14 protein-coding genes are annotated in these 15,245 nt (G+C 66.9%); 7 read left to right on the forward strand and 7 right to left on the reverse strand.

The window, feature by feature from the left end; translation table 11 throughout:
* Positions 1–80 precede the first annotated feature (80 nt).
* From J7E25_RS00465 to J7E25_RS00475, 3 genes are read right to left on the reverse strand one after another with little or no spacing between them, the layout of a single operon-like run.
* Positions 81–1,277 carry an NAD(P)/FAD-dependent oxidoreductase gene (locus J7E25_RS00465; RefSeq protein ID WP_214866916.1) on the reverse strand — a complete coding sequence of 399 codons (1,197 nt, stop codon included), beginning with the start codon at positions 1,275–1,277 and terminating at the stop codon, positions 81–83.
* Positions 1,264–1,995, reverse strand: coding sequence for a methyltransferase domain-containing protein (locus J7E25_RS00470; RefSeq protein WP_214866917.1), 732 nt, complete (start codon positions 1,993–1,995; stop codon positions 1,264–1,266). Before J7E25_RS00470 ends, J7E25_RS00465 begins: the two co-directional genes overlap by 14 nt.
* A gap of 4 nt (positions 1,996–1,999) precedes the next feature.
* The gene (locus J7E25_RS00475) at positions 2,000–3,142 is read right to left on the reverse strand and encodes a type III polyketide synthase (RefSeq protein WP_214866919.1); all 1,143 of its coding nucleotides are present in this window, start codon (positions 3,140–3,142) and stop codon (positions 2,000–2,002) included.
* Positions 3,143–3,611: 469 nt separating this feature from the next.
* Between J7E25_RS00475 and J7E25_RS00480 the strand changes: the two genes are divergently transcribed.
* From J7E25_RS00480 to J7E25_RS00505, 6 genes are read left to right on the forward strand one after another with little or no spacing between them, the layout of a single operon-like run.
* Entirely contained in the window at positions 3,612–3,986 is a 375-nt protein-coding gene (locus J7E25_RS00480) for a hypothetical protein (protein WP_214866921.1), read from the forward strand.
* Positions 3,983–5,500: a type I restriction-modification system subunit M gene (locus J7E25_RS00485; RefSeq protein ID WP_214866923.1), complete on the forward strand. Its 1,518-nt coding sequence runs from the start codon at positions 3,983–3,985 to the stop codon at positions 5,498–5,500. Before J7E25_RS00480 ends, J7E25_RS00485 begins: the two co-directional genes overlap by 4 nt.
* The gene (locus tag J7E25_RS00490; RefSeq protein WP_214866925.1) at positions 5,493–6,521 is read left to right on the forward strand and encodes a virulence RhuM family protein; all 1,029 of its coding nucleotides are present in this window, start codon (positions 5,493–5,495) and stop codon (positions 6,519–6,521) included. The genes J7E25_RS00485 and J7E25_RS00490 overlap by 8 nt, the downstream gene beginning before the upstream one ends.
* Complete coding sequence (locus J7E25_RS00495; RefSeq protein ID WP_214866927.1) at positions 6,518–7,735, forward strand: restriction endonuclease subunit S; 1,218 nt, start codon at positions 6,518–6,520, stop codon at positions 7,733–7,735. The genes J7E25_RS00490 and J7E25_RS00495 overlap by 4 nt, the downstream gene beginning before the upstream one ends.
* A complete protein-coding gene (locus tag J7E25_RS00500) occupies positions 7,728–10,952 on the forward strand; it encodes a type I restriction endonuclease subunit R (RefSeq protein WP_214866929.1) in 3,225 nt (1,074 codons plus the stop codon). Before J7E25_RS00495 ends, J7E25_RS00500 begins: the two co-directional genes overlap by 8 nt.
* Positions 10,949–11,662, forward strand: a complete 714-nt coding sequence (locus tag J7E25_RS00505; protein ID WP_214866932.1) for a M48 family metallopeptidase — start codon at positions 10,949–10,951, stop codon at positions 11,660–11,662. Before J7E25_RS00500 ends, J7E25_RS00505 begins: the two co-directional genes overlap by 4 nt.
* Positions 11,663–11,681: 19 nt before the next feature.
* On the opposite strand, the gene J7E25_RS00510 is transcribed toward J7E25_RS00505, so the two are convergent.
* The 3 genes from J7E25_RS00510 to J7E25_RS00520 form a co-directional block, all read right to left on the reverse strand.
* Positions 11,682–12,173, reverse strand: a complete 492-nt coding sequence (locus J7E25_RS00510) for a DUF2017 family protein (protein ID WP_214866934.1) — start codon at positions 12,171–12,173, stop codon at positions 11,682–11,684.
* The gene (clpS, locus tag J7E25_RS00515; RefSeq protein ID WP_214866936.1) at positions 12,170–12,460 is read right to left on the reverse strand and encodes an ATP-dependent Clp protease adapter ClpS; all 291 of its coding nucleotides are present in this window, start codon (positions 12,458–12,460) and stop codon (positions 12,170–12,172) included. The genes J7E25_RS00510 and clpS overlap by 4 nt, the downstream gene beginning before the upstream one ends.
* Before the next feature lie 91 nt (positions 12,461–12,551).
* A complete protein-coding gene (locus J7E25_RS00520; RefSeq protein ID WP_214866938.1) occupies positions 12,552–13,691 on the reverse strand; it encodes a class I SAM-dependent methyltransferase in 1,140 nt (379 codons plus the stop codon).
* A gap of 131 nt (positions 13,692–13,822) precedes the next feature.
* Here J7E25_RS00520 and J7E25_RS00525 point away from each other — a divergent pair, with 131 nt between their 5' ends.
* Positions 13,823–14,533 (forward strand): hypothetical protein, encoded by a 711-nt coding sequence (locus J7E25_RS00525; protein ID WP_214866940.1) that lies wholly within the window; start codon positions 13,823–13,825, stop codon positions 14,531–14,533.
* Positions 14,534–14,571: 38 nt separating this feature from the next.
* Here the strand turns inward: J7E25_RS00525 and J7E25_RS00530 are convergent, their stop codons facing one another.
* Positions 14,572–15,171: a M15 family metallopeptidase gene (locus J7E25_RS00530; protein WP_214866942.1), complete on the reverse strand. Its 600-nt coding sequence runs from the start codon at positions 15,169–15,171 to the stop codon at positions 14,572–14,574.
* Positions 15,172–15,245: the final 74 nt, after the last annotated feature.

Genomic DNA, 15,245 nt, shown 5'->3' on the forward strand with positions numbered 1-15,245 from the left:
GCCGATCGGAAAATCCCTTGATTCGCCCGCGGATGCAGGGGCGACATCCGCCCCGGCAACGAGCGCGGAGGCGCGGCGTCTCAGAGCCAGCGCATGGTGAACGCGTTGGCGAGCAGGGCGCGCAACGGCGGCATCGCGAGCACGCGCACCGCGGCATTGCGTGCGGTGAGACGCAGGCCATGCGCCGGCGCCCCCATCGCCATGTTGAACGCGGCCTGCCGGATGGCGCGCGTGGCGGCCCGCCGACGCACCACGTCGTAGGCTTCGAACGCCTCGAACGGGGCGCCCGCCGAGAGCGCGGCGGCGAGCTCGTGGTCGAGGCGAACCGCGTCGAGCCAGCCGAGGTTCATGCCCTGGCCGCCGATGGGGCTGATCTCGTGCGCGGCGTCGCCGGCGAGCGCGACCCGGCCGCGCGACATCCGCTCGGCGAGGTGCTGGCGCGCCTCGAAGGCGCTCGCGACCCCCGCTTCGTCGACGTCGAAGTCGGCGCCGGTGCGCGAGCGCACGATCGTCTCGAGCTCCTGCGCCGACGGCTCGGCCGGCGGCCGGCGCACCCACGCGACCCATCGACGCCCGCCGCCCGGCAGCGGGAACGACTCGACCACGCCGGCGGGCTCGAAGTGCAGCAACGCCGTCGACGGCTCGCCGGTGTCGTCACGCGTGTCGCACATCACGTAATGCGCGCGTCCGCGCCGCTGCGTCCAGCCGAGTCCGAGCAGGTCCCGGATGCCGCTGCGCACCCCGTCGGCCCCGACCGCGTAGCGCGCACTCACGCGCACCGGCTCGCCGCCGGCCGTGCCCGAGACCTCGACGTGCGTGCCCCGGTCGCGGAGCCCGATCACCTCGACGCCGCGGCGCAGACTCCCGGGCCGCAGCTCCTCGAGGCGACGCTCGAGCAGGTCCTCCGTCTGGAGCTGCGGCAGCGACAGCACCGAGCCGGCACGCGCGAACGACAGGGCGCCGAGCACACGGCCGCCGCACATGACCCGGCCGAAGCGGATCTCCGCGGCGTACGACCGCACCGCCGACTCGAGTCCAACGAGCCCGAGGGCACGGAGCCCCGGCGGGTGGATGCCGATCGCGCGCGAACGCCCGCCGCGCTCGGTGCGGCGCTCGAGCACGACGACGTCGAGCCCGCGGCGGGCGAGCAGGCATCCGAGCAGGAGTCCGACTGCGCCCGCGCCGACGATGACGACGTCGTGGAGTGGCTGCGCAGCAGAGGGACTCGGCGTGCCGGGTTCGGTTTCAGCCTCGCGGCGCGCGTCAGCCGGCGGCATCCGCGCTCCAGAACACTTCGAGGCGCGAGGGGAAGCCGCGACGCACTCGCCAGCCGGGCGGCAGCGACGCCGCGAGCTCGGCCGCGGTGTGGCTGCGCCGGATCGAGGTCAGCCCGTCGGCCCGGATATACGAACCCGCCAGCAGGTTGCCGGCGAGCGGCCACGTGCCGAGGGCGAACGCGGCATACCCGAGCCGGGAGCGCTCGATGTCGCAGTGCACCGCCACGCCGCCCTCTGCCGTGAGGCGTTCGGAGTCGGCGAGCAGCTCGCCGAACTCGCGTCCGTCGAGGTGGTGCAGCACGTGGTTCGACATCACGACGTCGAAGCGCTCGCCCGCGACGGCGAGCTCGCGGCTCGAGACGCGACGCAGCGAGAGGCCGGGATCGGCGCGCTGGCGGAGCGCCCAATCGAGGGCGCGCGGATCGGGATCGATCGCCACGACCTCGAGCCGAACCCCATCGGCCCGCGCCCAGGCGAGCAGCGCGCGCGGCACGTCGGCAGCGCCCGTTCCGATGTCGAGCACCCGGCAGGTGCGCGTCGGCGACAACCGCGGCCGGATCCAGCGGCGGTAGACGGCGCGCATGTTCGAGACGACGACGTTCACGAGACGGAACCGATCGTAGGTGCGCTCGAGCGCCACGGGATCGGCGGCCGGGTCGTCCATGAGCTCGGCCGCCTCGGCGTCGCGTTCCCGAAGGGAGCGTGAGCGGTGGGTCATCACGTCAGGTGCGAACCGTCATGAGTGCGGACTCGACGGTGAGGCCCGGCCCGAACGCCATGGCCACGACGCGATCACCGTCGCCCGCGGCATCCGACTCGAGGATGTTCTTCAGCACGAAGAGCACCGTCGCACTCGACATGTTGCCGAAGTCGCGGAGCGTCTCGCGGGCGGGCACGAGCTGTGCCTCCGAGAGCCGCAGGCGGGACTCGACCTTGTCGAGGATGCTGCGCCCGCCTGGGTGGATCGCCCAGTGCTCGATCGCGTCGCCCGCGGCATCGGTGGCGAGCGCCTCGGCAAGCTCGGGATCGTGGTCGACGAGCGGCTCGATCGCGCCCGTGATGTGCTCGTCGATGATCGCGGGCACCGCGTTTGAGAGCACCATCTCGAAGCCGTGGTCGCCGATCTTCCAGGCCATGTCGCCTTCGCCGACGGGCGTGATGCGGGTCTCGAACCGGTCGAGGTCGAGTGCGCGCTCATCCGCCGCGAGCGGTCGGGACGAGACGATGCCAGCGGCAGCACCGTCGGCGAACAGCGACGAGGCGACGATCGTGTCGGGGTCGTTCGACGAGCGCAAGTGCAGCGTGCAGAGCTCGACGCTGACCACGAGCACCACGGCGTTCGGGTCGGCCTCGCAGAACTGCTTCGCGGTGCGCAGCGCGGGCATCGCCGCGTAGCAGCCCATGAATCCGAGGTGGTAGCGCTGCACGGCCGGGCCGAGCCCGAGCTCGCGCACGAGCATGAAGTCGGGGCCCGGCGCGTAGAAGCCCGTGCACGAGACCGTGATGACGTGCGTGACATCGGATGCCTCGATGCCCTGGGCCTCATCGAGTGCAGCGCGACCGGCTTCGACGTAGAGCTTGGTGGCTTCGGCCGCGTAGACCTCGTTCCGCGCCTTCGTGCCCGGCATCAGGAGCTCGCCACTCGCGATGTCGAAGAACACGGGCTCCTCGGGATGCGCGTCCCAGCTCAGCTCGTCGAGCACGGTGTACCGGGTCTCGATGCCCGACACGTTGAACGACGTGGCGACGATGCGCTGGGCGAGGCGATTGAGGCCCGGCTGCGCCGCGAAGACGTCTCGCACCTCCTCCTGAACGAGCACGGTGGACGGAACGGCGGTCGAGATACCCCTCAGCGCGATGGCCATGCCTCACCCTAGACACGACGTGCCGTGCACCGACAGCCCCGTCGGCACCCGTTTCAGCCGACTCACGGCTCGATGGCGTCGAAACTCCCGCCGTGCGCGATGGCGAGGGCCGCGAGGTCGAACCAGTCGTGTTTGGGTACACGCACTACCCCTCCAAAGTCACCGACATTGCAATATCCTATTTATTGCTGCTTCGTGCTAATGTGGACAGTATGAGGAATTGGATATTTTGCCGATGAAGCTAGGTGATATCTGCAGCGTTCATTCGGGGCATACTCCCCGAGGCGGTCTTGTAGCGGGGGGCGATCGAGGTTTGCTGACAGCGCAGCAGGGAGACCTCTCTCCCGAAGGGACCTACGATCCGGATCGGGCACTCCGCATCACTGCTCCAACTTTCTCTCCTCGCCACGTCGCCACCCCGGCCGATGTGCTGTTCCGCTCGCGCGGACCCTTCTGGTCCGCTTGGGAAGTGACGGATCTCGGCGAGCCGTTGCTGGTAGTTGCCCCGGTCTTCATCCTGCGTCCGACCCCCGACATTCTCGACTCCGGGTATCTCGCTTGGTACCTCATGCAGTCCTCCGCCCAGTGGTACTTCTCCACGGAGTCGATGGGCAGCAACGTCCGCATGATCACGAAATCCGTGCTCGAAACACTTGACGTGGCTGTTCCACCGATCCAGCTGCAGCGGCGCATTGCCGAGGCGGCTCGGCTCGCATCGCATGAACAGAGCCTTGTCGTGCGCGTCGCGGAACTCCGCCATGCGCTCAATGACATTCGACTCGTTGGTCTAGCCAGTGAAGCCTCTCCCCACTCGACCGAGCAGTACGACAGGAACCCCAGATGAACCACACCGTCACCCAAGAACGCATCAACAGGGCCGCGTGGGAGGCGTGCGACACATTCCGGGGGGTCGTCGACGCGACGCAGTACAAGGACTACATCCTCGTCATGCTGTTCCTGAAGTACGTCTCCGACATCTGGGTCGATCACGCGCGAGAGCTCGAAGCGCGCTTCGAGGGCGACGACCGCAAGATCCAGGCACGTCTCGCACGAGAGAGGTTCCCCCTGCCTGAGGGGGCGGGCTTCTACGACCTCTATGAGAGCCGCAAGGCCGACAACATCGGCGAACTCATAAACAAGGCGCTCGAAGCGATCGAAGACACGAACCGTTCGAAGCTCGACCGGGTCTTCCGCAACATCGACTTCAACTCCGAGGCGAACCTCGGCGAGGTGAAAGAACGCAACCGCCGTCTCAAGTTGCTCCTCGAGGACTTCCACAAGCCCGACCTCGACCTGCGCCCCTCTCGCGTGAGCGGCGACATCATCGGTGAGACCTACATGTACCTCATCGGGCGTTTCGCGTCAGATGCTGGAAAGAAGGCCGGGGAGTTCTACACGCCCCGGTCGGTCTCGACCCTGCTCGCGAAACTCGCGAAGCCCAAGGCGGGCAACACGATCTTCGACCCGGCCTGCGGCTCGGGCTCGTTGCTGATCCAAGCCGCCGACGAGGTCGGCTCGCGCGACTTCGCGCTCTTCGGTCAAGAGGTGAACGGTGCGACCTGGGCACTCGCCAACATGAACATGTTCATGCACGCCATCGACTCCGCCGACATCCAGTGGGGCAATACACTCACGAGCCCGACCCTGCTCGAACACGACCGACTCAAGACCTTCGACGTCGTGGTGGCGAACCCGCCGTTCTCGCTCGACAAGTGGGGCGCCGACGAGGCGGCGAGCGACGAGCACAAGCGCTTCTGGCGCGGCGTGCCACCGAAGAGCAAGGGCGACTACGCCTTCATCACCCACATGATCGAGACGGCGAAGCGGCAGACCGGTCGCGTCGCGGTGGTCGTGCCGCACGGCGTGCTGTTCCGAGGCGCTGCAGAGGGGCGCATCCGCTCGGCCCTCATCGAAGAGAACCTGCTCGACGCGGTGATCGGGCTGCCCGCGAACCTCTTCACGACTACGGGCATCCCGGTCGCGATTCTCGTCTTCGACCGCTCACGAGAGGCCGGTGGCGCGAACGAGTCCCGCACCGAGGTGCTCTTCATCGATGCGAGCCGTGAGTTCACGCCGGCGAAGTCGCAGAACCTCCTCGAGGCGGCGCACATCGCGAAGATCGTCGAGACCTACGAGCTGCGCGCCGAGCTCGAACGCTACTCGCACCTCGCCACCCACGACGAGATCGTCGACAACGAGTACAACCTCAACATCCCCCGCTACGTCGACACGTTCGAGCCCGAGGCCGAGATCGATGTCGCAGCGGTGCAGCGTGAGATCGAGCAGATCGAAGCCGAGCTCGTCGAGGTACGCGCCCGCATGAAGGGCTACCTGAAGGAGCTGGGTCTCGATGACTGAACCAGCGGATGCCTCGGGCGCAGGCGCATCGGGCGAGGTGATCCTCTACACGACCGACGACGGGCTCGCAGCAGTACAACTGCGGGCGATCGACGGCACGGTGTGGCTCACACAGCTCGAGATCGCTGAGCTGTTCGACTCGACCAAGCAGAACATCAGCCTCCACATTCGGAATATCCTCGACGAGCGCGAGGTCGACGAGGCATCAACTGTCAAGGATTCCTTGACAGTTCAGATCGAGGGCGATCGCGAGGTGCGGCGCAAGCTCACGTTCTACAACCTCGACATGATGCTCGCCATCGGCTACCGCGTGCGTTCGCCCCGCGGCGTCCAGTTCCGCCGTTGGGCGACGACCGTGCTGCGCGAGTACCTCGTCAAGGGCTTCGCGATGGACGACGCGAAGCTCAAGGATTCGCCGCAGTGGGACTACTTCGACGAGTGGCTCGAGCGCATCCGCGACATCCGCGCCTCAGAGAAGCGGTTCTACCAGAAGGTGCGCGATCTCTACACGACCGCAGTCGACTATGACCCGAAGTCCGACGCGGCGCAGGTGTTCTTCGCGAAGGTGCAGAACAAGATGCTCTGGGCAGTAACCGGTCGTACCGCGGCGGAACTCATCGCGATGCGGAGTGATGCGGATGCCCCGAACATGGGTCTGACCAGCTGGGCCGGGCCGATCGTGCGCAAGGGCGATGTGACGACCGGCAAGAACTACCTCTCCGCCGACGAGGTCACCGAGCTCAACCGAATCGTCACGATGTACCTTGACTTCGCAGAGGATCAGGCGAAACGCCGCCAGGTCGTGGCGATGGCCGAATGGAGCGACAAGCTCGACGCGTTCCTGCAGTTCAACGGGCGCGATCTGCTCACGAATGCGGGCCAGGTGCAGTCGGCCGTCGCAAAGCGCCTCGCCGAAACCCGCTACGCCGAGTTCGACGCGAACCGCAAGCGAGTGGATGCCGCGGCGGCCGACGCCGCCGACTTCGCAGCCCTCGAGCGCCTTTCGGGGGAGACAGAGTGAGTGGGTCGGTCAGGTTCGACGTCAGGCGTATTGGGGACATTGCAGTAATCGGGTCCGGAACGACGCCTGCTCGGGCGAAGGCTTCGCGTTATTTCAGTGAAGCGGGCCATGCTTGGGTCAAGACTGGTGATCTCAACAATTCGGTCATTCTTACGACCAATGAGAAGATCACGGATGCTGCCGTGTACGAGGCGAATTGCACCCTCTACCCCGCAGGCACGCTTCTCGTCGCGATGTACGGCGGTTACAAGCAAATCGGCAGAACTGGTCTCCTCGCGAGCCCTGCCGCAGTCAATCAGGCGATCTCCGCCGTCCAGCTCGACATTGCAATCGCGGTTCCCGCCTTCGTGCAGCAGTATCTGAATCACGCGGTCGAGGACTGGAAGCGATTCGCGGCGAGTAGTCGCAAGGACCCTAATATCACCCGCTCGGACGTTCAGGGGTTCCGAGTCCCGCTCCCGCCACTGTCCGAGCAACGCAAGATTGTCGAGATCCTCCGCTCCTGGGACGACGCGATCGAGAAGGCAGAGAGGCATCGGCACCATAAGGGCGAGAGGAATCGCTCGCTCATTACGCGACTCATTGCCGCCGGACATGATGCGCACTCGACACCACTCGCGCGGTTTGTGCGCCCGATCACCGCGAAGAACACCATCAGCGAGACGCGCGTTTTGACGTCGTCGGCAGCGCGAGGTCTTGTCGATCAGCGCGCCTACTTCAAGAAGGGGATCGCGAGCGTCGACCTCTCTGGGTACTACCTGCTCGAGCGCGGAGATTTCGCGTACAACCGGAGTTCATCGATCAACTCACCATTTGGTGCGATTCGACGACTCAACGAGTATTCGCATGGCGTCATCTCGACGCTTTACATATGTTTTCGACACACGAACGACGAACTCGCGGACGCGGATTTTTTGGACCATCTCCTCCGAAGCGGGTACCTTGATCGTCAGCTTGCCCTGATAACGCACGAAGGCGCGCGAAATCACGGTCTGCTGAACATTGCCAAGGACGACTTCTTCGAGCTCACGGCTCCACTCCCACCAATCCGCGTACAGCGGCAAATTGCTTCGGCACTCGATGAACGTGCTCGCGAACTCGCGCTGCTCGACCGCGAGATCGAGCTGCTGCGCACCCAGAAGCGCGGCCTCATGCAGAAGCTCCTGACCGGCGAGATCCGTGTGAACAGCAACGAGGAGGCCGGCAATGACTGACGGGCCGATCGACCCGAGCGAGCGATACCAATCGCAAGTGCCCGCGCTGCAACTACTCGCGGGGCTCGGGTATCGTCCGCTCGCGGCATCCGAAGCGCTCGCCCTTCGCGGTGGCCGACGACGCAATGCTGTGCTCGAAGACGTGCTGGCCGAGCAACTCGTCAGGCTCAACACGATCGAGTTCCGCGGCAAGGAGTACCCGCTCGACCCGGCAGACGCGCGCGAGGTCATTCGCAAACTGCTGCCCGAGCCTGAGCAGCAGCGCGGGCTGCAGGCGACGAGCCTCGACGTGTTCAACAAGCTCGTCGGCGGCGCGACCCTCGCCAAGGCGATCGACGGCGACACCAAGAGCCACTCGGTGCGCTACATCGACTGGGCTGTGCCGGCGAACAACGTGTTCCATGTCACCGCCGAGTACCGCGTCGAGCGCACGGGCAGCAGCGCGACCCGGCGCTGCGACATCGTGGCGTTCGTCAACGGAATCCCGTTCATCGTCATCGAGAACAAGCGCCCCTCCGACGAGGTGAAGAAGGCCGACAGCCAACTCATCAAGTACCAGGGGGCCGGCGAGATTCCACAGCTGTTCCATTTCGCCCAGCTGCTGATCTCCACCAACCGACGCGACGCGCGATACGCAACCATCGGTACCCCCCGCCGATACTGGCACGCCTGGCGCGAAGAAGACGACGACGACGCATCCGTCATCGACGCGGCGAACCATCCGCTCGATCACGCGACCCGCGACGCGCTCTTCAGCGGCGAGTTCGCCGGCGCGAGAGCCTACTTCGACGAACTCGCGGGGGCCGGCCCGCGCGCGGTGAGCGAACAGGACCGGATGCTGCACGCCCTCTGCCGGCCTGAGCGCCTGCTGGAGCTCGTGCGCACCTTCACGGTGTTCGACGAGGGCAAGCGCAAGATTGCGCGCCACCAGCAGTTCTTTGCGGTGAAGCGGGCTCTCGAGCGCGTGACATCGGGAGCCGCCGGTGAAGAGCGCCCCGGTGGTGTCGTGTGGCACACCCAGGGGTCGGGTAAGTCGCTGACGATGGTGATGCTCGGCAAGGCACTCGAGTTCGAAGCGAGCATCACGAACCCTCGACTCATCCTCGTGACCGATCGCGATGATCTCGATGTGCAGATTCGCGACACGTTCCGCGCGTGCAAACAAGACCCCAAACGCGCGCGGAGCGGCAAGCACCTCGCCGAACTCATCGCAGAGCGGGCTGGTCTCATCACCACGATCGTGAACAAGTTCGAGAACGCAGTGAAGCAGGGCGACATCCGCGACGACGATCCCGACGTGTTCGTGCTCGTCGATGAGAGCCACCGCAGCCACTCGGCGAGCGTCGGCGAGTACGGCGCATTCGCGAAAGCGATGCGACGGATGCTGCCTCGCGCGAACTACATCGGATTCACTGGCACTCCCCTGCTGAAACGGGAGAAGAGCACCTTCCGAACGTTCGGCGGACTCATCCACCGCTACACGATCGCCGACGCCGTCGATGACGAGGCCGTGCTCCCGCTGCTCTACGAGGGTCGCATGGTCGAACAACAGATCGCCGAGAACGTGATCGATACCTGGTTCGACAAGATCAGTCAGGGGCTCACGGTCGAGCAGCAGCGCGACCTCAAACGCAAGTTCTCGCGAGCCGACGCGCTCGCCGGCGCCGGCCAGGTGGTGCGCGCCAAGGCGTACGACATCTCCGAGCATTACCGCCAGAACTGGCAGGGCACCGGGCTCAAGGCGCAGCTCGTCGCGCCGAACAAGGCGGCGGCGATCCGCTTCAAGCAAGAACTCGACGAAATCGGTCACGTCACCAGCGAGGTGATGATCTCCGCGCCCGGAGACGACGAAGGCCGAGAAGCCGTCGACCGCGACTCACGCGACCTCGTGCAACGGTTCTGGGAAGCTGCGATGCAGCGGTGGGGTAGCGAAGCGGAGTACAACAAGCAGATCATCGCCGGGTTCAAGGGTGTCGGCCACCCAGAGATCCTCATCGTCGTCTCGAAGCTCCTCACCGGGTTCGATGCACCGCGAAACACCGTGCTCTACCTCTGCCGAAACCTGCGCGAGCACACGCTGCTGCAAGCCATCGCCCGAGTCAACCGCCTCTTCGACGACGGCGACGAGACCGATCGCAAAGAGTTCGGCTACGTCATCGACTACGAAGGCCTACTCGGCGAACTGGATGCTGCGCTCACCACCTACTCGGCTCTCGACGGGTTCGACGACGACGAGCTCATCGGCGCCGTCATCGACATCCGCGAGCAGATCCGGCTGCTTCCATCCCGCTGGTCGGCGGTGTGGGATCTCTTCAAGGGCGTACCGCGCGACATGGAGGCGCTCGAACAGTTCCTCATCGACGAGCCGGTGCGACACGAGTTCTACGAACGGCTCGCTGACTTCTCGCGCACGCTGCACATCGCACTCTCGAGCGACAAGGTCGACGACATCGTGCCGCGAGAACGACTCGTGCGCTACCGCAGCGACTGGAAATTCTTCTCGAATCTCCGGCGCTCAGCGCAGCTCCGATACCAGGAGCGAGTCGACCTGCGTGACTACGAGCCGAAGATCCAGAAACTCCTCGATGATCACCTCTCGGCCCTCCCGGCCGAGGTCATCATCGACCCTCTCAACCTGAACGACCCGGCCGCTTTGAAGGCAGTCGTCGAGGAAACCGGCGTCACCGCCGCATCCCGAGCCGACCGCATCGCGACCGCGACCCGGCATCGCATCACCGAGCGAATGGACCAAGACCCGGCGCTCTACGCCCGGTTCTCAGAACTGCTCCAGCAGACGATCGACGAGTTCCGCGCCCATCGGATGTCTGAGCTGGAGTACCTCAAGCACATCGTGTCGATCGCCGAGGGAGTGGCCGGGCGAGAACGACGGCGCGAAGTGCCCGCCGCGGTGGCACACGACGAGCACGCGGCATCCGTCTTCGAAGCCATCCTCGCCCGCTTCGTGCACGCGGCGAACGGAGACGCCCTGCCCGACGATCAGGTCGCCGAAGTCGCCCGGACCCTCGTCGATTTGGTGCGGCCCCACCTCATCGTCGGCATCTGGCAGAACGACCAAGCACAGAACGAACTACTCAACACGATCGACGACTACCTCTGGGACGAGCTCGAAGGGCGACGAGGCCTCTCCCTCACGCCCGACGATGAAGACGTGATCAGAGGTGAGGTCATCCGAATCACCAAAGCCAGGCACCGATGAATCCAGCCGTCACGTACGGCGAGCACACGATCGAGTACTCGCTCGAGCGACGCGAACGAGCCACCCTCGAGATCACCGTCACGCCCCACGGTGTGGTCGAGGTCGTCGCGCCTGTCGATGCCCACATCGACGCCGTCGAAGCACGGGTGAGGCGGCGAGCGCGGTGGATCTTGCGGCAACAGCGCTACTTCGTGCAGTTCCTCCCGCGCACTCCGCCGCGCGAATGGGTGCCCGGGGAGACGCATCTCTATCTCGGGCGGCAATATCGCCTGCGCATCGGCGAACGAGCTGCGCAGGTTCGGCGGGTGCGACTGATCCGCGGTTTCCTCCTCATCGACGGCTGCGCATTCGACGACCGCGACAGCATCGAACGGGTAGTTCGCACGTGGTATCGCCAGCACGCAGACGTGCAGTTCCGTCGCAGACTCGAGGCCTGCGCCGCGCGGTTCCCCGAGGCATCCCGCCCGACGCCAACGAGCATCCGGCTTCGCGCGATGCCGGCACGCTGGGGATCCATGTCGCCAGGCGGATGCCTCACGCTGAACCCCGAACTGGTGCACGCCCCGGTCGACGCAATCGACTACGTCATCACGCACGAGCTCTGCCACATGATCGAGCCCCATCATGGGCGGGCATTCTTCGAACTGCTCGGCCGGATCATGCCCGACTGGGAGCCTCGCAAACAACGCCTCGAGCGAGCTTTGGCGTAGCGGCGTCGGGGCGCTGCGGTCAGCCCTTGATGGGGTCGAGCACCTCGAGCATCGACCCCTGCACGAATCCCGCCCACTCGTAGGCGGCCCGGAGATAGTCGTCGCGGGTCTCGTCGGATTCGTCGCTACCCTCCTCGACGATGCCGACCCGCTCGGCGAGGATCAGCCGCAAGTCGGTGAGGAAGGTGAGCCAGCTCCACGCCTCGGCCTGGTCGAGCTCGATCTGCACGAGGCCGGTGTCGTCTTCGACGGCCGTGGCGTCGCGCACCTGCTGGGCGGCCTGCCGCTTGCCGTCGACGAGGCTGTCGCGCGTGTAGCGAGTGAAGTCCTGAGCAGCTGTGACGTCGTCGGGATACGCGTTCGGGAGCAGCCGGCCGAGCGCCGGGTCGTCGACCTCGCCGAGCAGGAGCACCGAGTCGACCTGGTCGGCGAGCTCGGAGAGGAGCATCGCCTCCTCGGTCTCGAGCACGAGCCGCACCCCCTCGCCGCCGTCGCGGCCCGCGACGATCATGGCGCGGCCTTCGACACCGTCGCCTGCAGGCCGTAGCCGTGCATCGCCTCAGCGTGCCGCTCCATCGCCTCGCGGCTGCCAGTGGCGACGATGGCACGGCCCTCTTGGTGCACACGCAACATGAGCCGCTCGGCCTCCTCGCGCGGGTAGCCGAAGTAGCTGCGGAACACGTAGCTCACGTAGGTCATGAGGTTGACCGGGTCGTCCCACACGATCGTGCTCCACGGCACGTCGGTCGCCGTGTGCGCGAGGCCTTCCGTGTCGAGTTGCTCGAGTGTGTCCGTCATCCCACAAGCCTGACACGACCGCTCTCGCGAGGGAACCCGGATGTCGTTGCGATCGTGCAAACCCGCGTGTCGCGGCGTGTCGCCGCGCACGTCAGGGTGCGTCGTCGCGCTTCGTCGACGCCGTCACGGTGAACTTCGCATTGCGGGCGACCTGGCGCGTGGGGCCGACGAGCCGCTCGAGCAGCGGCCGGTACCGCAGGTGCGAGTTCCACACGCACCACAGTTCGCCGCCGGGGGCGAGCACCCGCGCGGCATCCGTGAAGAGATGGGCGGCGATTCCCGCGTGCACGGCGGCGTCGCTGTGGAATGGCGGATTCAGCACGACGAGCGGCTCACTCGCGTCGGCGAGCGGCTCGAGTCCGTCGGCCCGGTGCACGTGCACGCGATCGGCGACGCCGTTCGCCTCCGCCGTCAGGCGAGCGGATGCCGCGGCCGCCGCCGAGCGATCGCTCGCCGTCACCGAAAGCGCCGACCTCGCGCGCGCGAGCCACGCGGCCACGATCCCGGTTCCGCACGCGAGGTCGACGGCGCTTGCGGCATCCGGAACCGCGTCGCCGAGCTGCTCGAGCAGGAATCGCGTGCCGATGTCGACGCCCGTGCCCGCGAACACGCCGCCGTGCGCGACGACCGCGAGGTCGAGATCGTCGTGCCACTCGCTGCGGGGCCATGGCTCGGCCGCCGGGTGCCGCGACGCGCGCGGCCCCGTGGAGGTGAGCACGCGCGACTTCTGCCTGGCGTGGCTCACGTCGAGCCGCTCGAACCACGCGCCGAGCACGTCGTTCATCGCGAGCGACATGTGCTTGATGCGCCCGCCGGCGACCACGGCGACGTCGGAGGCCGCGTGCGCGGCGATGAGGCCCGCCACCTCGTCGAGCCGGTCGAGCGACCGCGGCAGGCGCAGCAGCACGAGTCGTGCGCCCGCGACGAGCTCGGGGTCGAGCGGCATCGATCGCACGGCGCCCGCGAGGCCGATGCGTTCGGCGTTCTCGGCGAGCGCGCGTTCGCCGGTGATCGGGTCTTGATGCGAGCGGATGCCGCGGGCTCCGGCCGCCGCGGCGGCGAGCGCGAGTGCGCCGAACGCGTCGTCGATGATGACGAGCTCGCCCGGGCCGGCTGCGCGGATGCGCGCGGCGGCTTCGTCGAGGATCAGGCGGTCTGCGGCATCCGACGCCTCGAGTCCGTGGCCCTCGACATCGGGATGACGCCGCAGGGCGCCGAAGTCGAAGGCCATGCCCCCAAGGGTACGGGGCCGGGCTGTTCTGGCCGGCCGAGTTGGCGGGGCGACGGCTGCGAGCTTCGTGACGATGAAACTGAGTACGAATGCATGCGTTTCTCCGGCGCGTTTGCTACCCTCGGGTCCGCATGCGGGGCGCAATCGAACGACAACCAGCGGAATCGCGCGCGGCCAGGCACTCGGCCGCAGCGCGCGGCGGTCGAGCCCGCACCTCGAAGCACCGCTCGACCGCCCCCGCCGCCGCGATCGCCGTGATCGCGATCGTCGCAACGCTCGCGCTTGCGCCGGTGACGCCGGCCGGCATCGAGATATCGGCCGCTGAGACCAGCATCGCCGGGGGTACGGCACAGACGGTGACCGTCGCTCCGGATGTCACGGCGCCGCCGATCTCGCACGAGTCGTACACCGCGGCGACCGGCCCCGAGACGCTCATCGCCAACGGCACCAACGAGGACTGGGCGAAGCTCGTGCTCATCTACGGCGACTGGCCGGTGACCGACGAGAACGTCGCCGTGATCATGCAGTGGATGCGCGAGGAGAACGGCCCCGACAACTGGTGGAACCGCAACAACCCGTTGAACAACGGCCACGGATCGGGCGGCGGCAGCGGGCTCGGCAGCTACGACAGCCTCGACACCGCCGCGTTCTACGCCGCCGACAACCTGCTCAAGCGCTCGTTCTACACCGCGATCGTCGCGGCGCTCGAAGACGGCACGTCGGCCGCGGCCGTGGCGCAGGCGATCTGGGCGTCGCCGTGGGCGTCGAGCCACTACGGCAACGGTGCGAACTGGACGACCTCGCCCGTGCCCATCGTCGAGGCCCCGGCCTCCGCCTGGTGAGGCCCGCCCCGGCGCGATCCTGCTCAACACCGCTACGGTCACTCCTGCATCCTCGGATCCTCCGTGGGGTCGGCATACACGGGAGGGCAACCACGATCAATCGCCTCGGGACGCAGCTCGTAGTGCCATGGCTCGTTGCCGTAGATCTGGCACAACCCGTACTCGGCGCCGTGCTCTGACAACCACGCCGTGGCATCGAAGGACCCGATGTCGACCGCGTCCCCGGACACGTGAGCGGACGTACCCGGGGACGCGACCCATCGGGCGGCTTCCTCTTCAGACCCGTACTCCGAGACCGCCTCCCGGAGAAGCTGACTCTGGTACTCCGCGGAACGCCAGCCGCTGTTGACGGAGAACTCGACGCCGTCGTCAGCGGCATCCGTCGCCGCTCGGCGCAGGGCCTCGAGCAGATCGGGCTCGACGTTGGCTACGCCGGGATACTCATCATCGAAGACGGTCACGCCGTCAGGCACGGCGCCGTCATGCTCGGTGATCGCACCGTCTGCCTCGGTCGCCGCTGACGACGCTGACTGAGACGCGAGGGTTCCGATGATCGCAGTGGTGACGACGACCAGGCCGACCGCGGTTGGCCAGAGAGTCCTGCGGAATCGTGTTCGTGCTGCTGCGCTTCGCGTCATGCTGCCAGTCAAGGCAGGGTGGTGTTGCCAGCCCGTATGCGGCTTTCGATACGCCGGCGATATGCATCGGCTCC

The organism is Agromyces sp. ISL-38 (genome assembly GCF_018613935.1).
In the GTDB taxonomy this organism is placed as follows: Bacteria; Actinomycetota; Actinomycetes; order Actinomycetales; family Microbacteriaceae; genus Agromyces.